Source organism: Nocardia rhizosphaerae, assembly GCF_042650365.1.
Classification (GTDB): Bacteria; Actinomycetota; Actinomycetes; order Mycobacteriales; family Mycobacteriaceae; genus Nocardia; species Nocardia rhizosphaerae.
In genome coordinates this window covers 52,939-75,255 of sequence record NZ_JBHSBA010000002.1, presented here as the reverse complement: position 1 = coordinate 75,255, position 22,317 = coordinate 52,939, and the positions used below count along the sequence as shown (strand labels likewise).

At 70.2% G+C, this 22,317-nt stretch carries 21 protein-coding genes; all 21 read right to left on the bottom strand.

Annotated elements, in window-relative coordinates:
* Positions 1-96 precede the first annotated feature (96 nt).
* Positions 97-297, bottom strand: coding sequence for a hypothetical protein (locus ACFOW8_RS01300; RefSeq protein WP_378544089.1), 201 nt, complete (start codon positions 295-297; stop codon positions 97-99).
* A gap of 81 nt (positions 298-378) precedes the next feature.
* A complete protein-coding gene (wag31, locus tag ACFOW8_RS01295) occupies positions 379-1,239 on the bottom strand; it encodes a DivIVA-like cell division protein Wag31 (protein ID WP_378544086.1) in 861 nt (286 codons plus the stop codon).
* Positions 1,240-1,299: 60 nt separating this feature from the next.
* The gene (locus ACFOW8_RS01290; RefSeq protein ID WP_378544082.1) at positions 1,300-1,602 is read right to left on the bottom strand and encodes a YggT family protein; all 303 of its coding nucleotides are present in this window, start codon (positions 1,600-1,602) and stop codon (positions 1,300-1,302) included.
* Between the two features lie 90 nt (positions 1,603-1,692).
* Positions 1,693-2,448: a cell division protein SepF gene (locus ACFOW8_RS01285; RefSeq protein ID WP_378544079.1), complete on the bottom strand. Its 756-nt coding sequence runs from the start codon at positions 2,446-2,448 to the stop codon at positions 1,693-1,695.
* Positions 2,449-2,635: 187 nt separating this feature from the next.
* Positions 2,636-3,358 (bottom strand): YggS family pyridoxal phosphate-dependent enzyme, encoded by a 723-nt coding sequence (locus tag ACFOW8_RS01280; RefSeq protein ID WP_378544076.1) that lies wholly within the window; start codon positions 3,356-3,358, stop codon positions 2,636-2,638.
* Complete coding sequence (gene pgeF, locus ACFOW8_RS01275) at positions 3,355-4,098, bottom strand: peptidoglycan editing factor PgeF (protein WP_378544073.1); 744 nt, start codon at positions 4,096-4,098, stop codon at positions 3,355-3,357. Before pgeF ends, ACFOW8_RS01280 begins: the two co-directional genes overlap by 4 nt.
* 204 nt (positions 4,099-4,302) lie before the next feature.
* Positions 4,303-5,556 carry a cell division protein FtsZ gene (gene ftsZ, locus ACFOW8_RS01270; protein WP_378544070.1) on the bottom strand — a complete coding sequence of 418 codons (1,254 nt, stop codon included), beginning with the start codon at positions 5,554-5,556 and terminating at the stop codon, positions 4,303-4,305.
* Between the two features lie 131 nt (positions 5,557-5,687).
* Positions 5,688-6,365 (bottom strand): cell division protein FtsQ/DivIB, encoded by a 678-nt coding sequence (locus tag ACFOW8_RS01265; protein WP_378544247.1) that lies wholly within the window; start codon positions 6,363-6,365, stop codon positions 5,688-5,690.
* Between the two features lie 8 nt (positions 6,366-6,373).
* Positions 6,374-7,816, bottom strand: a complete 1,443-nt coding sequence (murC, locus tag ACFOW8_RS01260) for a UDP-N-acetylmuramate--L-alanine ligase (protein WP_378544244.1) — start codon at positions 7,814-7,816, stop codon at positions 6,374-6,376.
* Between the two features lie 68 nt (positions 7,817-7,884).
* Positions 7,885-9,021 (bottom strand): undecaprenyldiphospho-muramoylpentapeptide beta-N-acetylglucosaminyltransferase, encoded by a 1,137-nt coding sequence (gene murG / locus ACFOW8_RS01255; protein WP_378544067.1) that lies wholly within the window; start codon positions 9,019-9,021, stop codon positions 7,885-7,887.
* Positions 9,018-10,493 carry a putative lipid II flippase FtsW gene (ftsW, locus tag ACFOW8_RS01250; protein ID WP_378544064.1) on the bottom strand — a complete coding sequence of 492 codons (1,476 nt, stop codon included), beginning with the start codon at positions 10,491-10,493 and terminating at the stop codon, positions 9,018-9,020. Before ftsW ends, murG begins: the two co-directional genes overlap by 4 nt.
* Positions 10,490-11,926, bottom strand: coding sequence for a UDP-N-acetylmuramoyl-L-alanine--D-glutamate ligase (murD, locus tag ACFOW8_RS01245; protein WP_378544241.1), 1,437 nt, complete (start codon positions 11,924-11,926; stop codon positions 10,490-10,492). The genes ftsW and murD overlap by 4 nt, the downstream gene beginning before the upstream one ends.
* A gap of 47 nt (positions 11,927-11,973) precedes the next feature.
* Positions 11,974-13,050 (bottom strand): phospho-N-acetylmuramoyl-pentapeptide-transferase, encoded by a 1,077-nt coding sequence (gene mraY / locus ACFOW8_RS01240; protein WP_378544061.1) that lies wholly within the window; start codon positions 13,048-13,050, stop codon positions 11,974-11,976.
* Between the two features lie 76 nt (positions 13,051-13,126).
* Positions 13,127-14,620: a UDP-N-acetylmuramoyl-tripeptide--D-alanyl-D-alanine ligase gene (locus ACFOW8_RS01235; RefSeq protein WP_378544058.1), complete on the bottom strand. Its 1,494-nt coding sequence runs from the start codon at positions 14,618-14,620 to the stop codon at positions 13,127-13,129.
* Positions 14,617-16,269 (bottom strand): UDP-N-acetylmuramoyl-L-alanyl-D-glutamate--2,6-diaminopimelate ligase, encoded by a 1,653-nt coding sequence (locus ACFOW8_RS01230; protein ID WP_378544055.1) that lies wholly within the window; start codon positions 16,267-16,269, stop codon positions 14,617-14,619. The genes ACFOW8_RS01235 and ACFOW8_RS01230 overlap by 4 nt, the downstream gene beginning before the upstream one ends.
* Before the next feature lie 104 nt (positions 16,270-16,373).
* Positions 16,374-18,260: a peptidoglycan D,D-transpeptidase FtsI family protein gene (locus ACFOW8_RS01225; RefSeq protein ID WP_378544052.1), complete on the bottom strand. Its 1,887-nt coding sequence runs from the start codon at positions 18,258-18,260 to the stop codon at positions 16,374-16,376.
* The gene (locus tag ACFOW8_RS01220) at positions 18,257-19,174 is read right to left on the bottom strand and encodes a hypothetical protein (RefSeq protein WP_378544049.1); all 918 of its coding nucleotides are present in this window, start codon (positions 19,172-19,174) and stop codon (positions 18,257-18,259) included. The genes ACFOW8_RS01225 and ACFOW8_RS01220 overlap by 4 nt, the downstream gene beginning before the upstream one ends.
* The gene (gene rsmH, locus ACFOW8_RS01215) at positions 19,171-20,169 is read right to left on the bottom strand and encodes a 16S rRNA (cytosine(1402)-N(4))-methyltransferase RsmH (RefSeq protein WP_378544046.1); all 999 of its coding nucleotides are present in this window, start codon (positions 20,167-20,169) and stop codon (positions 19,171-19,173) included. The genes ACFOW8_RS01220 and rsmH overlap by 4 nt, the downstream gene beginning before the upstream one ends.
* A 183-nt stretch (positions 20,170-20,352) precedes the next feature.
* Positions 20,353-20,784, bottom strand: coding sequence for a division/cell wall cluster transcriptional repressor MraZ (mraZ, locus tag ACFOW8_RS01210; RefSeq protein ID WP_378544043.1), 432 nt, complete (start codon positions 20,782-20,784; stop codon positions 20,353-20,355).
* 424 nt (positions 20,785-21,208) lie between these two features.
* Entirely contained in the window at positions 21,209-21,637 is a 429-nt protein-coding gene (locus ACFOW8_RS01205) for a DUF3040 domain-containing protein (protein ID WP_378544040.1), read from the bottom strand.
* A 125-nt stretch (positions 21,638-21,762) separates the two neighbouring features.
* A complete protein-coding gene (locus ACFOW8_RS01200; protein WP_378544037.1) occupies positions 21,763-22,212 on the bottom strand; it encodes an SAV_6107 family HEPN domain-containing protein in 450 nt (149 codons plus the stop codon).
* Positions 22,213-22,317 lie beyond the last annotated feature (105 nt).

The window sequence follows — 22,317 nt, the reverse complement described above, 5'->3', positions numbered from 1 at the left end:
GTGCGCGCCGTTCTTCCGAAGGCTCCCCGGTGATGGCCGGATCACTGCCGTGGTTCCTTGATTCTAGCGGGAATCGTCCAGCGGATATTCCCGCGGTCAGTCCCGCCGGACGTGCCTGCCGGGCCGGACCTCGTCGTTCTCGGGTTTCCGCGTGGCCAGCGCGCTCACCAGCAGGGTGCCGGCACCGATCAGGCATACCAGAATGCATCCCCACGCCCACAGCACCGAGCCGGTGGCGAGCGCCGCGACGAGCAGACCGAAGCCGATCGCCGCGAGGACGAGCGTCAAGACGAGCATGCTGACTCCCAAGAACCCGAGCAGCCCGACGAAGCTGGGCGTTCCCGAGCCACGCGAGATTCCGCGTGACCCGGGTCCAGTTTACTTGCCGCCCTTGGCGAAGGAGGCCGGAGCCAGGTTGTTGGCGGAGCCGTTGGTCTCGCCGGCGAACTCGCCGCCGTCGACCGGCACGGCCGACCCGCGGTTCTCCAGCTCCTCCAGCTGCGACTCCAGGTACGACTTCAGCCGCACGCGGTACTCGCGCTCGAAGGTCTTGAGCTGCTCGATCCGGCTCTCCAGCACGGTGCGCTGCTGGGTGATGGTGGCCATGATCTCGGCGTGCTGACGCTCGGCGTCGGCGGTCAGAGCCTCGGCCTTGTCCTTGGCCTGCCGGATCTGAGTGTCGGAGCGGTTCTGCGCGTCGGCCAGCATCGCGTCGGACTTCTGGCGCGCGTCGGCGATCATCGCCTCCGAGCGGGTGCGGGCGTCACCGACCAGTCGCTCGGAGTTTGCCCGCGCGTTCGACAGCAGGCCCTCTGCCTCGGTCTTGGCGTCGGTGGTGAGCCGGTCGGCCATCTCCTGGGCCAGGGTGAGCACCTTGGCCGCCTGCATATTGGCGTCGGGACCGGAGTTGTCCCGCGGCGGCGCGGCAGCCGGCATCGGTGCTGGTGGGGCCGGTGGCACCGGTGGCGCGATGGGTTCCGGCGCAGGCGGCGGGGCCTGCTGCACCGGCGCCTTCGCGGTCACCGCGGGGGCGGGGCCACGGTTCTTCTTGGCCTCGGCCAGCTCGGTGTCGAGCTCGGCGACCCGCTGACGCAGGTCGGCGTTCTCCTCGATCAGGCGCGACAGCTCCTGCTCGACGAGATCCAGGAAGGCGTCGACTTCGTCCTCGTTGTAGCCGCGCTTCCCGATCGGCGGTTTGCTGAACGCGACGTTATGCACATCGGCAGGAGTCAGCGGCATCGAAGGATCCCTTCACGCGTCTTTTGGAGAACTAGCAAGCGGTCTTCTCGATTCAGTATGTCACACGGAGGTCACGGGCTGCCCGAGCCTACCCACGATGGACATCAGGATGAAGACCAGGAAGAGCAGGACCATAATCGACAGATCGAGCCGAATACCCCCGAGATTCACAGGAGGTATCAGCCGCCTCAGGAGTTTCACCGGCGGGTCGGTGACCGTGAAGATGATCTCGAGCAGGATCACCACCACACCGCTCGGGCGCCAGTCACGCGCGAAACTGCGAATGAACTCGACGATCACCCGGCTGATCAGCAACAGCCAGAAGATGAAAAGCAGCAGGTACAGAACCGCGAACAGGGCCACGGCATTCACTCTGCCGCAAAAACGCCGGGGTGCAAAATGGCCGCGCCGCGCGGTGCGCGGGCGGCCATCGGGCAGGTGCGGACAGGGCGCCTATTTCTGGTTGTAGAAGCCGTTTTCGGCGATCCGGCGGCGTTCTTCCGCCGATACGTCGACATCGGCCGGTGAGAGCAGGAACACCTTCGTCGCGACCTTGTCGAACGACCCACGCAGCGCGAATGCGAGACCCGCTGCGAAATCCACGAGCCGCTTGGCGTCGGCATTGCTGAGATCGACCAGGTCCATGATCACCGGGTTACCTTCACGGAACCGCTCACCGATGATCCTGGCCTCGCTGTAATCACGGGGACGCAGCGTGGTGATCTTGGACAAGGGGCCTCCGTCCTCGAAGATCCCCGGCCGCCGCGCCGTCGCGGGCTCGGGTCGCATGCGCTCCTCCAACCTGCGCTCCTCGGCATCGGGATCCACCGCGAGCGCGCCACGGGTGGAAGCACGCATTCCCGGCGCGACGCCGCCGGCCCGGAAGCCGCGGCCCGACGAGGGCGCCGACTCGATCCTGGTCGGCCGCCGGGGCGCCTCGTAGCGGTCGTCGGCGTAGCCGTCGGCACCGTAGTCGTCACGACGTGCCTGGTAGGCCGACTTGTAGGCAGGCTGCGGGTAGTCGTCGGAATCGTCGTCGAAGCGGTCGGAACCGTAGCGGTCCTCCGCGTAGCGGTCGTAGCTGCGCGGGCGAGCGCGGCTCGCGCGCTCCTCGGCGCCGCGAGGGGCGTGATCGTCGACGTAATCGTCTTCGTACTCGTCGAGCGGAACCATGCCGAAGTACGCCTTGAACTTGTGCAAAGTACTCATGCCACCACCTCGCCGTCGCTCGGTTCCGGCATGACCACGCACGTGGCTGAGCCGATGACTCGCTCGCTCCGCTCGCTCATATGGTCGACCTCTCTTCGCCCCGGTGGCGGCCGGGTGTTGAAGTTCTTGCTCAGCTCCTCGTCAGGCTCAATCGTATGTGTCGAATGTGACTGGTGAGGTTTCTTTGCTACGCCGAGGTTATCGGTCGGGCGCCCATCAAGGCGGTTCCGACACGCACACATGTCGACCCGTGCTCGACCGCCACCGCCAAATCACCCGACATACCTGCAGAAAGTTCGGTCGCGTCGGCGTGTTGCGCGAGCAGCGAAGTGTGCAAAGTCGCAAGATTCGCAAACGCCGCATCACTGGGTACGTCAAGGGGCGGAATCGCCATCAGACCGGCCAGATGCAGTCCGGGCGCCTTCGCCACGAGGTCGGCCAGTGCGGGCAGATCCGCGGGTGCGATACCCCCACGTCCCGGATCGGCGTCGAGGCTCACCTGGAGCAGCACCCGCAGCGGCGCGGTACGCTCGCCGGCTGCGAGCGCGTCTTGCGCGGCACGGTCCAGCGCGATTGCCAGCCGTTCGCTGTCGACCGAGTGGACGGTGTGCGCCCAGCGCGCCACCGCGCGCGCCTTGTTCCGTTGCAGGCGCCCGATCATGTGCCACTCGACGTCGTCGTAGGCCAGCTCGGCCACCTTGGCCGAGGCCTCCTGCTCCCGTGACTCGCCGAAGGCGCGGCGGCCGAGCCCGTACAGGATGTCCACATCGGCGGCGGGGAAGAACTTCGTCACCGGAAGCAGGCGGACCGAGCCGGTCGGCCGGCCCGCGGCGACGACGGCCGCGTCGATCCTGGCCAGCAAGGACGTCAGACGGGCCGCGAGCTCGTCGGCGCGGGTGGCGTCGTTCACGAGGTCGCTCCGGCCGGCGAGTCCATCCAGATCACCCCGGCGATGCGGCCGGTCGGGGCGCCGCGGCGGTGACTGAACAGGGTCTTGTCCTCGATGGTGCAGCGCGGATCGAGCGCGATACCGCCGATCCCGGCCTCGGTGAGCTGCCGGCTGATCCCCGCCCGCAGGTCGAGACCCGGAGTCTTGCGCACCGTCGTGGTGGCGCTGCCGGGCAGATGCGCTTCGACGTCGGCGCGCATCGCGGCGGGCACCTCGTACTGACGCCCCGACGCGGCGGGGCCCAGGAACGCACCGATCCGGTCCAGGCGCGCGCCCACCGACACCATCGCCTCGAGCACCAGCCCCACGATGCCGATCCTGGCGCCGATCCGGCCCGCGTGCACGGCGGCGATGACACCCGCCTCGTCGTCGGAGAGCAGGACCGGCACACAGTCGGCCGTGAGCACCACCAGGGCGAGATTCGGCACCGTGGTGACCAGCGCGTCGGTCACCGGGACCGGGTCGGCACGCGGCCCGTCGACGATCTCGACATGGCGGCCGTGCACCTGCTCCATCCACACCAGCCGGTCCGGTGTCAGGCCGATCCCCTCGGCCAGCCGAACCCGATTGCGGCGCACGGCTTCCGGATCGTCTCCGACATGATCGCCCAGGTTGAACGAGTCGTACGGGGCGGCGGAGAAGCCGCCGGCGCGGGTGGTGGTCACCCGGCGCACGGTCACGGTAGGCGGTGCGGAAGTCATGGGATCGAGGGTAATGCGGGGTGGATGGTCCGCGGCGCGCGCGGGCGGTGACGTCGGTCAACCCGACGACCGGCGAAATCCGGATGCGTGCGACCACCACCGCGCTCCAACGTCGGGGACCGCTTCGGCGAGCCCACCGACTGGCGGGGTGCCCACACGGGAGACGCCCGGCCGGGTGGTGGCCGGGCGTCTGTTCGGCACGACCTATCGGCGCATGAAGATGGGCACTTCGATGTCGTCGTCATCGTCACCGTCGTCGCGCTGATCCGGGTTGTTCACCTGGTTCATCGCCCGTTCGGTGACCCGCTGACGCTCCGACTCCCGGTAGCGCTCGGTGTCGCGGTAGCTCGGGGCGCTGGTGCGGCCGCCCGAGACGCCGCTGCCCGCGGGCTCGGTGGCCCTGGCCGGTGCTTCGGCGCGGGACTGGCCGATCTCGCCCGCGCGGCCCGACCCGATCGGGTTGGTGCCGTTGCGTGGGGCCGCGGTGTGTTCGGTGCGCAACCTGGACGGTCCGCCGCCGTCGAAACCGGCCGCGATCACGGTGACCCGCACCTCGTCGCCGAGCGAATCGTCGATGACGGTACCGAAGATGATGTTGGCCTCGATGTGCGCGGCCTCCTGCACCAGCGAGGCCGCCTCGTTGATCTCGAACAGGCCGAGATCGGAACCACCGGCGATCGAGAGCAGCACGCCGTGGGCGCCGTCCATCGATGCCTCGAGCAGCGGCGAGTTGATCGCCGTCTCCGCGGCCTTGACCGAGCGGCCCTCGCCACGCGCAGAGCCGATGCCCATCAGCGCCGAACCGGCACCGGACATCACGCTCTTGACGTCGGCGAAGTCGACGTTGATCAGGCCGGGGGTGGTGATCAGGTCGGTGATGCCCTGGACACCGTTGAGCAGCACCTCGTCGGCGGAACGGAAGGCGTCCATCAGGCTCACCGCCGCGTCACCGAGCTGCAGCAGCCGGTCGTTCGGGATGACGATCAGCGTGTCGCAGGATTCGCGCAGCAGGTTGATGCCGACCTCGGCCTGGTTGCCGCGGCGCTTGCCCTCGAACGAGAACGGCCGGGTGACCACGCCGATGGTCAGCGCGCCCAGCTTGCGGGCGATGCTGGCGACCACGGGGGCGCCACCGGTGCCGGTGCCACCACCCTCGCCGGCCGTCACGAACACCATGTCGGCGCCCTTGAGCACCTCTTCGATCTCGTCCTTGTGGTCCTCGGCCGCCTTGCGGCCCACTTCCGGATCGGCCCCGGCGCCGAGGCCGCGGGTGAGCTCACGGCCGACATCGAGCTTGACGTCGGCATCGCTCATCAGCAGTGCCTGCGCATCGGTGTTGACCGCGATGAACTCGACTCCCTTGAGTCCCTGTTCGATCATCCGGTTGACGGCGTTCACGCCGCCGCCGCCGATACCGACGACCTTGATCACGGCAAGGTAGTTGTGCGGGGGCGTCATGGGCTCTCGCCTTCCTTCGATCCAAAACCCTCAACCTCAACCATAGGGTTGGCGTTATGTCAAGTATCCGACTGCTGCGGAACGCTATTCGCACCGACTGCGATCCCGGCGCAGGCGCGCCGACGTTCGGCTCACTTTACCGTGACCAAATTCGGGCTCGACACGTCGAACACGGTCCCCTCACGGGTCAGCAGCGGCATTACGACGGCGGCTTTGCGCTCGCCGTCGCCCGTACCGCCCCACACTACCGTCCTGCCGTCGCGCAGGTTCAGTGAGACATCCGAATTCGACCGCGCCACAACCTCGCCCACCTGCACCGACAGCGCGGGTGGCAGGGTGACCAGCACCTTCACCGCGGCGGCGGCCGCCGCCGACCCGGTGAAGGATCCCTCGGTGACCAGCTTGGGCACGCCGATCGGCGAGGCCGCCTCGATCGCGAATTCCACACTCTCCGCGTCGATCAGGTGCGCACCGTCAGGGGCTTCCACGTAGACCACCGGAGTTCGCTCGATGACGGTCACCAGCACAGAAGACGGGAACGTGCGCTGCACCCGGACCGAACGCACCTTCGGGATCTGCGCGACCCGCTGGGCGATCGCGGTGGTATCGATGCGCAACATCGAACGGCCGTCCGGGATTTCGAGCCGCTCCCTGACCTCCGTCTCCGGCACCGTGATCAGGCCGTCGATCCGCACGGTGCGCACCGAGAGCACCGGGGTGAACCAGGCGAGCACGACGAGCACCGTCACCACGAGCAACCCGACCGCCGTCCAGAGCCGGTAGCCGCGCCACCCGCGCGCGGCGGGCATCGGCAATCTCACCGGCCACCCAGTTGCGGACGGGCCCGGAGGCTGTCGAGAATCTGGTTGCCGAGCATGGTCACATCGCCGGCGCCCATGGTGATCACCACGTCGCCGGGTTCGGCAAGCCCGGCGACCTGCCTGCTCACCTTCGACATGTCCGGCTGGTAGTGCACCGGTTCGGTCACCGCCTTGGCCACCAGCGCGCCGTTGACACCCGGCAGCGGCTCCTCGCGGGCGCCGTACACATCGAGGACGACCACCTCGTCGGCCAGGCTCAACGCGGCGCCGAATTCGGCGGCGAAGGTCGCGGTGCGGCTGTACAGGTGCGGCTGGAACACCACGATCACCCGGCCGCGCCTGGTGCGGGCACCGTCGCGGGCCTCCTGCTCCACCAGCTGCGCCGCCGCCTCCAGCACCGCGCGGACCTCGGTGGGATGGTGGGCGTAGTCGTCGAAAACGCGCACCCCGTTCTCCCTGCCGGTGAACTGGAACCGGCGGTGCACACCACCGAAACCCTCCAGCCCCTGGACGATCTCATCGACATCGGCGCCGGTCGCCCTGGCGGCGAGCAGCGCAGCCAGCGCGTTGAGCGCCATGTGCCTGCCCGGCACCGACAGCCGCACGGTGCGCGGGGTGGTCTCCCCCGCCAGCTCGAATTCGACGATCCCGCCGACATCACGCGGCTGCCAGTCGAGCAGGCGCGCGCCGACCGGCACCGGCGCGGCGCTCAGGTCACCGGAACCGTAGCCGAGTACCGCCACTCCGCGCTCGCGCAGCCGTGGCTCGACCCGCTCCGCCAGCGCCAGCGAGCCGGGATCGTCCAGGCACACCACCAGCAGGCCGCCGGGGGCGAGGCGATCGGCGAAGTCGTCGAACACCTGGATGTAGGCCTCGTCGGTGCCGAAGAAATCGAGATGATCGGATTCGATATTGGTGACCACGGCGACGTCGGGGTCGTACTGCAACAGCGAACCGTCGGACTCGTCGGCCTCGGCGACGAAGATCTCACCGCTGCCGTGGTGGGCGTTGGTGCCCGCCTCGTTGAGCTCGCCGCCGACCGCGAAGGACGGGTCGGCACCGCAGTGCTGCAGCGACACGATCAGCATCGAGGTGGTCGAGGTCTTGCCGTGCGTCCCCGACACCAGCAGCGTCTTGTGCCCGCGCATCAGCGCGGCGAGCACGGTGGGGCGCAGCAGCACCGGGATGTCGCGCCGATTCGCCTCGACCAGTTCGGGATTGGTCTTGGGAATCGCGGCGTAGGTGGTGACCACGACCGTCGGACCGCCGGGCAGCAGGTCGAGCGCGTCGGCGTCGTGGCCGATGCGCACCTGCGCGCCCCGCGCCCGCAGCGACAGCACGCCGCGGCTCTCGCGGGCATCCGAGCCCGACACCGCACCGCCACGGGACAGCAGGATCCTGGCGATCCCGGACATGCCCGCACCACCGATGCCGACCATATGGACGCGTTCGAGTTCCGGCGGCAGTCCGCCGCCCGCGGTCTCGCCGATCACGGGCTCGACGCCGCTCACGCCGTACCCGCCCGGCGGGCCGTGGCGATCTCGGCGACGATCCTGGCCACCGTGTCGGCCGCGTCTCGATGGCCTGCGCCTGCGGCGGCGCGGCTCATCCCGGCGAGCCGGTCGGGATCGAGCAGCAGCGGAATCACCTCATCCATCACATATTTCGGGGTCAGCTCGGCGTCGGCCACAATTCTGCCACCTCCCCCGGCGACCACGGGCCGCGCGTTGAACTCCTGCTCGCCGTTGCCGTGCGGCAGCGGCACGTAGAACGCGGGCAGGCCGACCGCCGACACCTCAGCGACGGTCATCGCGCCGGAGCGGCACACCACCGCGTCGGCGGCGGCGTAGGCCAAATCCATCCGGGACAGGTAGGGCACCGCGACATACGGTGCGGGGGCGTCGGCGGTGCTCACCTCGACGCTGTTCTTGGGACCGTGCGCGTGCAGCACCGAGATGCCGGCGGCGGCCAGCTGTGGCGCGGCGCCGGACACCGCCTCGTTGAGGCTGCGCGCGCCCTGCGAACCACCGAACACCAGCAGCACCGGCCCTTCGGCGGGCAGCCCGAAATGGGCGCGAGCCTGCGCCCGTAGAGCGGGCCGGTCGAGCCCGGTGATGGCGGCCCGCACCGGGATCCCGACGACCTCGGCGTTCGCCAGCCCCGAATCGGGCACCGCGGCAAGCACCTTCGTGGCGATCCTGGCGCCGACCTTGTTGGCGAGGCCCGCCTTCGCGTTGGCCTCGTGCACCACCACCGGTACGGCGCGCCTGCGGCCGAGCAGCCCGCCGCGGGCGGCCAGATAGGCGGGCAGCGCGACATAGCCGCCGAAGCCGACGATCACATCGGCCTGGACCTCGTCGATGACGGCCCTGGTCCGGCCGACCGAGGCGCGCACCCGCCCTGGCAAGCGCAGCAGATCGGCGGTGGGCTTGCGCGGCAGCGGGACCGGTGGGATGAGCTCGAGCGGATATCCGCGCTCGGGAACCAGCTTCGTTTCGAGGCCGCGCTCGGTGCCGAGGGCGGTGACCCGGATCGACTCGTCGAGCGTGCGCAGCGCGTCGGCGACGGCGAGCGCGGGTTCGATATGCCCGGCGGTGCCGCCGCCGGCGACGATCACCGACAACCCGGAGCGCGGGTGACTCACGTAGATCTACCTCGTTCTTTCGCGTGTGGCATCGGATAGGTCGGTTCCCATGCCCTGGTCGACCGTAGCGAACCGGTCCCGCGGCTGGGCGGGGTGCGGCGCCTGCGCGGGGCAGGCCCGTCGCGGCGGGCGGCCGGACGCGGCCGTTCGGCCTTGGCTTTCGGCGTGGCACGACGCGAGGCATCGGCCCTGGCGGGGGTGTACACCTCGGGGATCGGCAACCGCAGCAGCCTGCTCACCCGGCCGTCCTGGCCCGCTTGCAGCGCCGAGACGGCCTCGGGTTCGTGTCTGGCCGCGCTGGCGATGATGCCGAACATGAACAGGGTGATGGCCAGCGACGAACCACCGGCGGAGACCAGCGGCAGCTGCAGGCCGGTCACCGGAAGCAGCCCGACCACATAGCCGATGTTGATCAGCGCCTGGGTGGTGATCCAGGCGGTCGCGGTGGCGGTGAGCAGCCGCAGGAACGGGTCGACCGAGCGCAGCGCGATCCTGATGCCGGTGTAGACGAACAGCGCGAACAGCGCCAGCACCACCATGCAGCCGAGGAAACCGAGTTCCTCGCCGATGATGGCGAAGATGAAGTCGTTGTGCGAGTTGGGCAGATAGCTCCACTTGGCCCGGCTCTGCCCGAGACCACGGCCGAGGATGCCGCCGTCGGCGAGCGAGTACTTGGCCTGACGCGCCTGATAGTTGACGCCCTGCGGATCGTCGCCGGGGTTGAAGAACGCGCGCACCCGGTCGGACCGATACCCGGCCGACAGCGCCAGCACCGAGGCCGCGACCAGTCCGCTGACCAGGATGGCGACGAACAACCGCACCGGCAGCCCGCCGAACCACAGCAGCGCCATCAGCACGATGCCGAGCGCGATGGTGGTCGACAGGTTCGGTTCCAGCACCACCAGCAGGCAGACCAGCAGCCCGGCGGGAACCAGCGGCACCAGCAGTTCCTTGAGCTGGCCGCCGCGCCGCGAGGCCAGCAGATGCGCGCCCCACACCACCAGGGTCACCTTGACGACCTCGGAGGGCTGGATGGACACCGGCCCGAGATCGAACCAGCGCCGCGCACCGCCGTGCACCGCGCCGATCCCAGGGATCAGCACCAGCACCAGTGCCAGGACCGAGAGGCTGAAGACGGGGAACGACCACCGCCGCAACAGCCGCAACGGCAGGCGCAACGCGATGTAGAACGCGACGGCGCCGAGCGCGGCGAACATGGCCTGCTGGATGAACAGCGAATACGCCGAACCGCCGCCCGCGTAGGCCTCGACACTCGACGCGGACAGCACCATCACCAGCCCGAGCACGGTGAGCAAGGTGGCGATGGTGACGATCAGGTGGAAGGACGCGAGCGGGCGGGCCAGCCAGGCGCCGAAACGCTCCCCCGCCCATCCCGGCTGGGGAGCGCGGCCCTTCACCTTGGCGCGCACGCCGCCCTCGGTCTGCTCCCGCGCCGCACGCGTCCGGGTCATAGCGCCCGCCCGATGTCACCGTCTTCCAGTGCCGTCACCGCGTCGACGAAGCAGCGTCCGCGGTGGGTGTAGTCGTCGTACATGTCCAGGGAGGCCGCGGCCGGGGCCAGCAGGACGGTGTCTCCGGTGCGGGCCATTCCCGCCGCGGCGCGGACCGCGCGGCCCATCACCGCCTCGGCCCGCTGCGATCTCGACGACTCCATGCCTGCATCGTCTCCCGCGGTCAGCTCGATGACCGGGACTTCGGGTGCGTGTCGCGCCAATGCGGCGGCGATCACGGGCGCGTCGGCGCCGAACAGCACCGCCCCGACGAGCCGGTCACCGATCTCTTCGACCAGGTCGTCGACGCTCGCGCCCTTGAGCTGCCCACCCGCAACCCACACCACATGCGGGTGGGCCATGATGGCGGCGCGGGCGGCGTGCGGGTTGGTGGCCTTGGAGTCGTCGATGAACTCGACCCCGCCGAGTTCGCGCACGAACGCGGTGCGGTGCGGGCCCACCTTGTGCTCGGCGAGCCCCTCCTTCACGAACTGCGGTGCCACGTCGATCGCCCTGGTCAGGGCCGAGGCGGCGAGCGCGTCGGCGATTCCGGCCGGGCCCTGCGGGCTGATGTCGGAGGTCTCGGCGAGGATGGCGGCCTTGGTGAACGCGCGGTCGAGCAGCTTGCCGTCCACGACACCGAGTTCGCCGTCGGCGGGCACCCCGATCCGGAAGCCGACCGTGCGCCGGGCCTTGGCCTTGCGGGCCAGGGATCCGGCGACCGGGTCGTCCAGGCCGACCACACCGATCCGGCCGGTCAACGCGCGGGCCTTGGCGGCGGCGTAGGCGTCGAGCCCGCCGTGCCAGTCCAGATGGTCCTCGGCGACGTTGAGGACGACACCCGCCTCCGGTCGCACCGACGGCGCCCAGTGCAGCTGGAACGAGGACAGTTCCACTGCCAGCACCTGTGGACCGGGGTTGCGGCGCAGCGCGTCCAGGATGGGCAGCCCGATATTGCCGCAGGCCACGCTGGCGATGCCTGCGGCGCGCAGGATCGAGTGTGTCATCTGGGTGGTGGTGGTCTTGCCGTTTGTTCCGGTGATCACCAGCCACTTGCGGACCGGGCCGTAGATCCTGGCCTGATCGACCCACCAGGCGAACTCGACGTCACCCCAGACCGGGATACCCTCGGTGACGGCCGAAACCAGCACCGGCGAGTCGGGGCGCCAGCCCGGACTGGTGATCACCAGCGCGAACCGGCTCAGCTCGGCGGATTCCAGCTCGACGCTGGTGGCGACCTCGAGCCCCAGCTCGGCGGCCTCGGCCAGCGCTTTGGCGCCCCCGTCGGTCACCACCGGATGGGCGCCTATGTCGCGCAGTGGTTCGATCAGCGAGCGTCCGGAGACACCCCAACCCGCTACCAGCACGTCACGGCCGCGCAGGAATTCGAGCATCGGGCCCGGCGAACGGAGGGCGCGCGGAGAGTGTTCGACCATATCCGTCACCCGACCTGCGAGAGATATTCGCTGTAGAACAGTCCGAGACCCACGGCGGCGGCGATGCCCGCCAGGATCCAGAACCTGATGATGACCGTGGTTTCCGCCCACTTGCTCAACTCGAAGTGGTGGTGGAACGGCGCCATCTTGAACAGCCGGTTGCGGGTGGTGCGGAACACCGCCACCTGCAGCACCACCGACGCCGCCTCGGCGACGAACAGCGCGCCGATGACGACCATCAGCAGCTCGGTGCGGGTGGTGACCGACAGACCGGCCAGCATGCCGCCCAGCGCCAGCGAACCGGTGTCGCCCATGAAGATCTTGGCGGGTGCGGCGTTCCACCACAGGAAGCCGATGCAGGCGGCGGCCGCCGCGGCGCACACCAGCGCCAGGTCCAGCGGGTCACGCACGTTGTAGCAACCCGCCTCGGGCGCGGTCGAGCAGGCGTTGCGGTACTGCCAGAAGGTGATGATCACGTACGCGCCAAGCACCAGGCTCATCGAGCCTGCGGCCAGGCCGTCGAGGCCGTCGGTGAGGTTGACCGCATTGGACCAGGCCACCACGAGCAGGCACACCAGGATCACGAACACGATCGCGCCGAGCGACACGGTCGAGATGTCACGCACATAGGAGATGTGTTTGCTGCCGGGGGTGAGCCCGTCGGTGTTGCGGAACTGCAGCACCAGCACCGCGAAGATCACCGCGGCGCTGATCTGGCCGATGTACTTACCCGCCGCCGAGAGCCCGAGATTGCGCTGCTTGCGCAGCTTGATGAAGTCGTCGAGGAAGCCGACGACACCGAGCGCGGTGGTGAGCCCGAGGACGAGCAGGCCCGAGGCGGTCGGGCCCTCGGCGTCGTAGCCGATGCCGATCAGATGCGAACCCAGGTAGCCGGCCCACATGCCGATCAGGATGGCGACACCACCCATGGTGGGAGTGCCGCGCTTGGCCTGGTGGCTGGCCGGGCCGTCGACCCGGATCTCCTGACCGAAGCCCTGCCTGGCGAAGACCCGGATCAGCAACGGCGTCAACAGGATCGACACCGCAAGTGCGATCCCCGCCGCGAAGAGAATCTGCCTCACGCCGCGGCCTCGCTGGCACTGCGCCCCGACGTGAGGCCGACGGCCGCTGTGTACATGATTCGCTCGCTACGCTCTCTCATTGATCCGTGCTACCTTCCCCTGCCCCGGTCAGGTGCTCGGCGACGGCCCACAGGCCGACCGCCTTCGACGCCTTGACCAGTACCACATCGCCCTCGGCGATCTCGTCGTCGAGCAGCGCGATCGCCGCATCGATATTCGGGACGAGGACCGATTCCTCGCCCCATGAGCCTTCCATCACCGCACCCTGGTGCATCCCCCGGGATGGCCGTCCGGTGCCGACCACGATCAACCGGTCGACATCGAGGCGTACCGCCAGCCGTCCGATCGCGTCGTGTTCGATCACCGATTCTTCCCCGAGTTCGCCCATCTCGCCGAGCACGGCCCAGCTGCGCCGCGGCTCGTCGCCCGCCTTCGCGAGGGTGACCAGCGCTTTGAGCGCGGCCCGCACCGAATCGGGATTGGCGTTGTAGGAGTCGTTGATGACGGTGACACCCGTCGCGGTGGTGCGCACGTCCATCCGGCGCGCCGAGGCCGCGGTGGCGCCCGACAGCGCCGCGGCGATCGTGGCCAGGTCGGCGCCGCATTCCAGGGCGACGGCGGCCGCGGACAGCGCGTTGCCGACCTGGTGTTCGCCGTGCACGGCCAGCTGGACCGGCACCGACTGCCCGCCCGCGTGCAGGGTGAACCCGGCGCGTGCCTGCGCGTCGGTGACCACGTCGGTGGCGCGGATGTCGGCGTCGCCGGACTGGCCGACCAGTACCACGCGGGCCCGCGTCCTCGACGCCATCGCGGCGACGTTCCGGTCGTCGGCGTTGAGCACCGCGAGCCCGTCGGCGGGCAGCGCCTCGACCAGCTCACCCTTGGTCTTCGCGATCGCCTCGCGGCTGCCGAACTCGCCGAGGTGGGCGGTGCCGACATTGAGCACCACACCGATGCGCGGCGGGGCGACGCGGGCCAGCGCGGCGATGTGGCCCGGCCCGCGGGCCGAGAGCTCGAGCACGAGGAACTTGGTGTCCAGCCCGGCCCGCAGCGCGGTCCATGGATGGCCGAGTTCGTTGTTGAAGGAACCGGGCGGGGCGACCACCGGGCCGAGCGGGGCGAGGACCGCGGCGAGCAGATCCTTGGTCGAGGTCTTACCGGAGGAGCCGGTGACGCCGACGACGGTGAGCCCGGTCCGCGCGGCCAGCCGCTCGGTGCTCACCCGCGCCAGCTCGGCCAGCGCCGCGAGCACGGCGGCGCCGGACCCGTCGGCATCGGCGCTCAGCGCGACCGAGGTCGCGGGCACCGAGCCGCGCTCGGGCGCGACGACGATGGCGGGTACGCCCACCGGCCGCGCCGCGAGCACGGCGACCGCGCCCGCGGCCACCGCCTGCGCGGCGTAGTCGTGGCCGTCGGTGGTGGCGCCCGGTAGCGCGAGGAACAGATCGCCGGAACCGATACGGCGCGAATCGAATTCGACCGAACCGGTCACCAGTGCCTGGGGGTCGGATACGTCGTGCAGCTCGCCGCCGACGACGTCCGCGATCTCCCGCAGTGTCATCTCGATCATGAAACCGTCAAGTCCTCCGAGTCCGTCCGCGGACTGTGTCGCGTCCGCAGGGCTTCCAGCGCCGCCGCGACCACCTCGCGGTCGTCGAAGGGATGCTTGACCCCTTCGATCTCCTGTCCCGCCTCGTGACCCTTGCCCGCGACGAGCACCACGTCCCCGGCGCGGGCCCAGGCGACGGCGGCGGCGATGGCGGCCGCGCGGTCACCGATCTCGCGGACCTCGCCGCGTTCGGTATCGGGGAGTTCGTGCGCACCGGCCACCACGGCGGCCCTGATGGCCGCCGGGTCCTCGGTGCGTGGGTTGTCGTCGGTGACGATCAGCAGATCGGCGCCACGGGCGGCCGCGGCGCCCATGAGCGGGCGCTTGGCCGCGTCCCGGTCGCCACCGGCGCCGACGACGACGGCGAGCCTGCCGTGGCCTGCCTCGGCGAGATGCCCGCGCATGGTGGCCACCACCGATTCGACGGCAGCCGGCTTGTGCGCGTAATCGACGACGGCGAGAAAATCCTGGCCGCGATCGACGCGCTGCATTCGGCCGGGTACGTCGACGGTCGCCAGCGCAGGCGCGGTGACGCGAGGGTCGACCCCGGCGGCCGCGCAGGTGGCCACGGCGAGCAGGGCATTGGCCACGTTGTAGCGGCCGGGCAGGCGCAGCCGCACGGTCAGCTCGCCGTCCGGGCCGACGGCAGTGAATTCCTGTTCGCCGCCGGTGGTGCGGACGTCGCCGACGACCCGCCACGCGGCGGTGCCGCGCACCGTGTGCTTCGATGCGGCGGATCCCGCCGCCGCGGACCGCTCGGCACCGGCGGCGCTTGTCGACACCGTGATCGGCGCGGTCAGATCACCGGCGAGCCTGGTACCCCACTCGTCGTCGACGCAGATGACCGCGGTGCGCGCGGCGACTGGCGAATCCGCGTCGAACAACCGGCGTTTCGCGGCGAAGTAGTCCTCGAAGTCGGCGTGGAAGTCGAGGTGGTCCTGGGACAGATTGGTGAAGGCGCCGACCGCGAAGCGCACCCCGTCGACCCGGCCGAGCGCGAGCGCGTGGCTCGACACCTCCATCACCACCGCAGCCACGCCCTGCTCGACCATCGCGGCGAACATCGCGTGCAGCTGGGGTGCCTCCGGCGTGGTGAGCGCGCTGGGCACCCGCCTGCCGCCGATGCGGGTCTCGATGGTGCCGATCAGCCCGGTGGACAGGCCGGCCGCGGCCAGCCCGGCCTCCACCAGGTACGAGGTGGTGGTCTTGCCGGAGGTGCCGGTGATGCCGACGATCCGCAGCCGGTCGCTGGGGTGGCCGTAGATCTCGGCGGAGAGTTCGCCGAGCACGGCCCTCGGCTCTTCGCGCACCAGGACGGGCACGGTGACCGAGCCGAGCTGGGCGGCACCGGCGGCGTCGGTGAACACCGCCACCGCGCCACGGTCGATCGCGTCGGCGGCGAAGCGCGCGCCGTGCGCGTTGGCGCCGGGCAGCGCGGCGAACAGGTCACCGGGGCGCACGGCGGTGGACCGCTGCTCGATTCCGGTGACGGTCACCTCGGCGGGTAACGGCGCCACCGAAGTGGCACCGGTGAGGTCCAGCAGGGCCCGCAGCGACGTCGACGGCGGCGTGGCGGGCCGGAGCGCGTGTGGGCTGGACTGCGCGGGCACAAGGCTCCTCTCTGAGAGTGATCGAGCGCGTGGTCGAGACGAGCAGTCAGGTTACCGACGCGCGGTGTCGGACGGACAACGCGGGTTGTGCCAAGGAGCGCGAGTCAGAGCCCGGCCTCCAGCACCAGAGGTTGGGACTCCGGCGACGGGGGTACCCGATCGCGCTGCAACGCCCAGGAGGCGATGGTGTGGAACAGCGGCGCCGCCGACCCGCCGCCGGAGCCGTCGGAGCTGCGGACCGGCGCGTCGAGCATCATGCCGATCACGTAGCGGGGGTTGTCGGCGGGCACCATCCCGGCGAAGGTGATGTAGAACGACGATGTCGAATAGCACCGGCAGGCGGGGTCGACCTTCTGCGCGGTGCCGGTCTTGCCCGCCACCTGGTAGCCCTCCACCGCGGCTTGCGGTCCGGTGCCCATCTGATAGCCCATGGGATCCTTCTGCACCGTGGCCTGGAAGATCGTGCGCAGCGTCGCCGCGGTCTCCGGGCTCACCACACGCACCCCGTCGGGCTGCAGTTCCTCGGAGCGGGTGCCGTCGGGCGCGATCTTGGCCTTGACGATGCGCGGCGGGATGCGCAGGCCGTCGTTGGCGATGGCCTGGTACATGCCGGTCATCTGCAGGGTGGTCATCGAAAGACCTTGACCGATCGGCAGATTCGCGAACGTACCACCGGACCACTGGTCTCTGGCAGGCACCAGCCCCGGGCTCTCGCCGGGCAGGCCGAGACCGGTGCGCGTGCCGAGGCCGAACCGGTCGAGCATGTCGGCGAAGCGATCCTCGCCGACCCGCTGGGCGAGCATGAGGGTGCCGACGTTGGAGGACTTGCCGAAGACACCGGTCGTCGTATACGGCGCGACGCCGTGCTGCCACGCGTCGTTGACGGTGACCCCGGCCATCCGGATCGACCCGGGAACCTGCAGCACCTCGTCGGGTGTGGTGAGCCCGTACTCGATGGCGGCGGCCGCGGTGACGATCTTGTTCACCGATCCGGGCTCGAACGGTTCGCTGACCGACGGGTTGCTCATATTGGCCGAGGCCCAATGCTGCGGTCCCAGCGCGGGATTGAAGGTGTTGTCATTGGCCATCGCCAGCACCTGGCCGGTCTTGGCGTCGAGCACCACCGCCGAGGCCGAGGATGCGCCCGACATCTGCTTGGCCTGCTGCACCTGCTGCTGGACGAAGTACTGCATGTCCTCGTCGAGGGTCAGTTCCACCCCGTAACCGTCGACGGCGGGCTGCTGATCGCGAGAGCTGCCAGGGATCATCGCGCCGTCGGACCCGCGATCGTAGGTGCGTGATCCGTCGGTGCCTGCCAGCACCGAGTCCAGCGCCGACTCGAGGCCGATCTGACCGTGTCCGTCCCAGCCGGTCGCGCCGATCACATTGGCCGCCAGCGCACCACCGGGATACTCGCGCAGGTCCTGGCGCTCGGCACCGACCTCGGGGAACTCGGCCACGATCTCGGCGGCCACCCGCGGGTCCACATTGCGTGCGAGGTAGGTGAAGGTCTTGTCGCTGCGCAGCTTGTCCAGCAGCTCTTCCTCTTTCGGTGCGCCCGCACCGAGCTTGTCGTGCACGAACTTCGCGATGTCGATCAGCCGCTGATCCGGATCGGGCGCGACCTCCGGCTTGGCCTGCTTGGCGTCGGCGAGCTGCTGACGCACCCGGACCGGCTGGAAGTGCAGCGCCCGCGCGGTGATGGTGAAGGCGAGCCGGTTGCCGTTGCGGTCGGTGATCGGCCCGCGCACGGCGGCCTGGGTCTCCTTGGTGGTGCGCTGCGAGGCGGCCTGCGCCGACAGCCCCGGCGCGGCGACGCTCTGCACGTACAGCAGTTGCAACGCCACCACGGCCAGCGCGGACAGCAGCGTGACCCGGCCGACACCGAGGCGCAACCGGATCGGCCGGTCCGGCGAGAGCGCGCGCGTGCGGCGGGCTCTCGACGAGACCGGCCCGCGTCGCTGTCGCGACGCGGGCCCGCTCTGCCTCATCGGCCCGGCTCCGGGGCCACGATCCGCGGTGTCTCGCTCGGTGCCCGGCCCGGCTCGGGCGTCGGGGCCGGTAGGCCGTCATCGGCCACCGGCGCCGCGGGATCCGGTGCGCCGCCGGGCATCCGGTCCACCGGGAGCTGCCCGTCGGCCGGGACCATCGCGGGCGGTAGTCCCCCGGCGGGCGGAACCGGCGCCGTCCCCTCGGCAGGCACCTCGGCGAGCGGAGCGGGCACGGTGGCCACCGCGGGCTGCGGCGCCACCGGCGGCGGCGCGGACTGCGGCGCCGGTGCGGCCTGGGTGACCGGCGCGCTGACGGCGGGCTGGTTGGCCACCGGAGTGCCCGGCTGCACCGGAACCACCCGTTCGCCCTGGGCCTGCACATGATCGGGGATCGGGCCGTTGGGCGCGGTGGACGGCGGGGTGTTCAGCGGCGGCGCCGGCGTGCCGTTGGCAGGCATCGGCGTGCCGATGACGGTCACCTCGCCGTTCGGGCCGAGGACGAGCCGGGCCGGGTCCTCGGCGGGAATCATGCCGAGTTCCCTGGCGCGCGCGGCCAATTCGGGCGCCGAGTCGGCGGCGGCCACCTCGCGCTGCAGCGCGGCGCGCTCGTCGGCGAGGGTGCGGTTGACCGCCCTGGCGTCACCGAGCAGGTAGCTGTCCTCGGCGGCCCGAGTGGTGAGCAGCAGGGTGAGTGCGAGGCCGCAGCCGAGCAGTCCGATGATGGCGGTGACGAACGGGATCCGCCCGGCCATGCTCGACGACCGTTCGGGCAGCTCGATACCGTCGAGCAGCTGTTCCCTGGTGCGCTTGCGCGCATAGGCCCGCTGCGCGGCACCGGATTTCACCCGTTCGGCCGTCTCGGCGCGGCGGGCCGTCCGGCCCGGCACGGCGACGGTACTCGTCCGCAGGCTCATCGTGTCCCCTCCTGTGTCCTCGGCGACCCCTCCGCGATCCGCTCGGCCGCGCGCATCCGCACCGGCGCGGACCGCGGGTTGACCTCGATCTCGGACTCGGTCGCTTTTTCCGCACCGCGGGTCAGCATCCGGAATTCCGGTCCCATACCGGGCAATTCGACCGGCAGGTCCATCGGCGACCTGGAGACGATCCGTGGTGCGAACTCCTGCTTGACCAGCCGGTCCTCCAGCGACTGGTACGACATGACGCAGATCCGCCCGCCGACCCGCAGCGCGGCGAGCGCGGCGGGCAGCGCGGCGCGCAGCGAGTCGAGCTCGCCGTTGACCTCCACCCGCAGCGCCTGGAAGGTGCGCTTGGCCGGATGACCGCCGGTGCGCCGCGCCGCCGCCGGGATGGTGGCGTAGAGCAACTCGACCAGCTCGGCGCTGGTCGTGAACGGTTTCACCGCGCGCCGCCGGAGCACCTCCGAGGCGATCTTGCCCGCGAACCGTTCGTCGCCATAGGTTTTCAGCACCCTGGCCAGGTCGCCGTGGCTGTAGGTGTTGAGCACGTCGGCGGCGGTGGGACCGGTGGTCGGGTCCATCCGCATGTCCAGCGGCGCGTCGACGGAGTAGGCGAAGCCGCGTTCGGCCTCGTCGAGCTGCATCGACGACACCCCGAGATCCATCAGAATCGCGGCGACGGAGCCGGTTTCGGGCAGCCCGGCCTCGCGCAGCGCGGCGGCGATGCCGTCGTAGCGGGTGTGCACCAGGGTGATCCGGTCGGCGTAGGGCGCCAGCCGCTCGCCCGCCAGCCGCAGGGCGGTGGTGTCGCGGTCGAGCCCGACCAGGCGGGCGTTCGGGTAGGTGCGCAGGAAATGTTCGGCGTGGCCGCCCAGACCTAGCGTCGCGTCGAGGTAGACCGCGCCGGGTTCGCTCAGCGCCGGGCCGAGCAGGTCGTCGGCGCGCTCCAGCAGAACCGGCACATGACGGGGGTTCTCGGTGTCATGGTTCACCTCGACCTCCCGGGATACCGCCTCGCGGCGCAGACGGATCGCCTTGCCGCACAGTGCTTTACGAATGAGATTTGCGATGTGCGAATGCGTCGAGGTCTCTGACCGAGGCGCGGCACCTGGCGTCGGGGAAGTACGTCAGGGTCCACGCCCGGGCAGAGGCCTCGCAGCACTCGCGTGCTCCGGCTAGAAGATCCCGCCCAGCGACTCGTCTCCAGCTTGCGCGTAGTCCTCCTCGTGCTCGGCGAGGTAGGACTCCCACGCCTGCTTGTCCCATATCTCGAGGAAGTCGACCGAACCGATCACCACGCAATCCCGACTGAGATTGGCGTAGCGCCGATGGTCCGGCGACAGCGTGATCCGGCCCTGCGCGTCCGGACGTTGTTCGTCGGTGCCCGCCGCCAGCGCGCGAACGAAAGCCCTTGCCTGCGGGTTGCTTCGAGACGCCGCCGCGGCCCGCCGCGCGAGCGCGGTGAACTCGTCTTTGGGATACACGGCCAGGCTGTGGTCTTGCCCTTTGGTGACCATCAACCCTCCCGCCAGATCGTCTCGGAACTTCGCAGGCAACGTCAGCCGCCCTTTGTCGTCCATTCGGGGGGTGTAGGTACCGAGAAACATCCCGGCCACCTCCCTACTGGATCACCTCGCCGTACGGCCTCTCCTGTAGTGCGCGACCCACATTACCCCACTTTCCCCCACTTTCAATCGAAACCCCGGGTGATCCTGGTCCCCGCCGTCACAATTCCGCAGGTCATTTCAGCTATCACCGGGATTCGGGACTATCGCGTGTTCGGACAGCCCGCGCGGGTCGGCTACCCGCCGTTCCGACAACGTTCAGCAAACTCGGCAGGTACGAGCGGCGCGAAGGCACGCGACACCGGAGTACGCGGCCCGAGGTGGGGCACAGTGGGGAAGGTGGGGGAACCACCCTGATCACGCCGTCGATACCGACTCGGCCACCGAACAGGCGAAGGCGGCGCCGCACCCGAATCGGGTGCGGCGCCGCCTTCGACGTCGTCGTGCTCCGGTTACCGCGGAGCTACTACTCCTGTTCGAACCTTCGGCGGAATCGATCCTCCATCCGCTCGGAGAAACCGCCCGACTTGCGGGGGCGGCCACCACCGCGACCACCCGAGCCCGACGGCCCCGAGCCCTGCGCGGGAGTATCGGTCGAGTCCGGTCGAGCGGACTTGCGCGAGTTGCCGATCATCAGCAGGACGCCGGCACCGAACATCGCGATGAAGCCGACGAGGCTGATGACGGGGAAGCCGCCCGGCTTGAACGGGGCGGCCAGGCCGGCGACGAGCAGGAACAGGCCGATGGCGAACAACGCCGCAGCTTGGAGTCTGCGTCGACTCGACGTGGAACGAAGGCGTCCGCCGCGGACGGACGAGGCGAACTTCGGATCCTCAGCATAGAGAGCGCTCTCGATCTGTTCGAGCATGCGCTGCTCGTGCTCGGAGAGTGGCACGGTACCTCCCCCGGCACTAGGCGTGGCTGGTCGCCTCCGGGTAGGCGACGGGTAGCCGACCTTGGCGGCTATCTGCTCCCCATGATACGAGTTCGATCGGTGGCGTACCACCTACTCCGTCATAACTAAGCGGTCATGTCCCGGTCGCGGCTCGGCTGCGGGCGTGTCCGCGCCGCGGCGACCAGCGCATCGTCGATGTCGTAGAGGAATGCGCCGACCCGTGAACAGAACTCGTCTGCCCTGCTCGCGGTGATCTTACGATCGAGTCCGGCCTCCAGATCGGCCCGGAGCTGGGAATGGGCCTCGAAGTAGTCGGCCCACATCGCGAACTCGGGTGTCGCGCGTCTCAGCAGAACCCACGCGCTGCGCGAGCGCGCCCGCGGCGCCCGGTCGGCGCCGGACAACGCGATCATCGCGCCCGCGCCGCGCAGGGCGGCCAGATAGGCGGTGCGGAACCGCTCGCCCGGCTCGTGCTCCCAGGCCGAGTCGGTGAGCAGCGCGTCGGCCTGCCGTAGCAGCCCGCCCGCGCGACCGTCGTGCCCCGCGTGGTCCCGACCATCGTTGCGACCAGCCATCTGCTGCCCCTTTCACCCCTCGCACGGCTCGAACAACCATTCGAACGTTTGAATTGGGTTTGAATATAGGGACACCCACCGACAACTTTCGCGCCACCGCGCCAG

Excerpts from the sequence above, each read along its gene's own strand:
- ftsW (WP_378544064.1), bottom strand. The coding sequence starts at position 10,493 with ATGACCCGGACGCGTGCGGCGCGGGAGCAGACCGAGGGCGGCGTGCGC.
- ACFOW8_RS01225 (WP_378544052.1), bottom strand. The coding sequence starts at position 18,260 with ATGAGGCAGAGCGGGCCCGCGTCGCGACAGCGACGCGGGCCGGTCTCG.
- wag31 (WP_378544086.1), bottom strand. The coding sequence starts at position 1,239 with ATGCCGCTGACTCCTGCCGATGTGCATAACGTCGCGTTCAGCAAACCG.
- pgeF (WP_378544073.1), bottom strand. The coding sequence starts at position 4,098 with ATGACTTCCGCACCGCCTACCGTGACCGTGCGCCGGGTGACCACCACC.
- ACFOW8_RS01235 (WP_378544058.1), bottom strand. The coding sequence starts at position 14,620 with ATGATCGAGATGACACTGCGGGAGATCGCGGACGTCGTCGGCGGCGAG.
- murD (WP_378544241.1), bottom strand. The coding sequence starts at position 11,926 with ATGCTCGAATTCCTGCGCGGCCGTGACGTGCTGGTAGCGGGTTGGGGT.
- mraZ (WP_378544043.1), bottom strand. The coding sequence starts at position 20,784 with ATGTTTCTCGGTACCTACACCCCCCGAATGGACGACAAAGGGCGGCTG.
- ACFOW8_RS01285 (WP_378544079.1), bottom strand. The coding sequence starts at position 2,448 with ATGAGTACTTTGCACAAGTTCAAGGCGTACTTCGGCATGGTTCCGCTC.
- ACFOW8_RS01200 (WP_378544037.1), bottom strand. The coding sequence starts at position 22,212 with ATGGCTGGTCGCAACGATGGTCGGGACCACGCGGGGCACGACGGTCGC.
- ftsZ (WP_378544070.1), bottom strand. The coding sequence starts at position 5,556 with ATGACGCCCCCGCACAACTACCTTGCCGTGATCAAGGTCGTCGGTATC.
- ACFOW8_RS01220 (WP_378544049.1), bottom strand. The coding sequence starts at position 19,174 with ATGAGCCTGCGGACGAGTACCGTCGCCGTGCCGGGCCGGACGGCCCGC.
- ACFOW8_RS01265 (WP_378544247.1), bottom strand. The coding sequence starts at position 6,365 with ATGCCCGCCGCGCGCGGGTGGCGCGGCTACCGGCTCTGGACGGCGGTC.
- ACFOW8_RS01300 (WP_378544089.1), bottom strand. The coding sequence starts at position 297 with ATGCTCGTCTTGACGCTCGTCCTCGCGGCGATCGGCTTCGGTCTGCTC.
- murC (WP_378544244.1), bottom strand. The coding sequence starts at position 7,816 with ATGGTCGGCATCGGTGGTGCGGGCATGTCCGGGATCGCCAGGATCCTG.